1 protein-coding gene is annotated in these 534 nt (G+C 40.8%); it reads right to left on the bottom strand.

The features are described 5' to 3' along the window. Nucleotides 1-392: TatD family hydrolase (locus tag ACS8FC_RS20545; RefSeq protein ID WP_439298143.1), on the bottom strand; the 392-nt coding region annotated here is incomplete at its 3' end. Nucleotides 393-534: the final 142 nt, after the last annotated feature.

Genomic DNA, 534 nt, shown 5'->3' with positions numbered 1-534 from the left:
AAGCCGATTTCACCGATGGCTAATGGTCGACGGTCAGCAACCATTTGCGCTAATTTCATTAGATGAGCATCAGTATGCTGCTCGATATAAAAAGGATGTAAGCCTAACGCAATATGGGTACAGAAATCAGACTCGTTATTTTCATCAGTGTCTATGCCAAAACGCTTTGATAACTTATCGATCAACTGCTTAGTATCGTACATACGCTCAAAATGCTGATACAGATAACCAACCAGTACGAGATGACGTATACCTTGACGGTAAGCGCTTTGAACCTGCTGCTCTCGATCATTATCAAATACTGGCGCGTCGAAATGCGTATGTGTATCGATAAGGGAATACATACGGGTTGATACTTGTTTTGCCTTAGTCGATGATTCAAGAACAGACACTGATACACTCCAAAAATAACGTCTTTAGCAAGATACTTTGTCAATCATCATATTATACAAATGGCTGTAGTAACAGCTTATTCAAGCAATGCCGCGTTCAATATAAAGCGTTACGATTTCCTATTGGGCGTCCTTATCCCCG

Source organism: Psychrobacter sp. 1Y4 (assembly GCF_051847555.1).
This window is presented reverse-complemented; position numbering and strand designations above follow the sequence as displayed.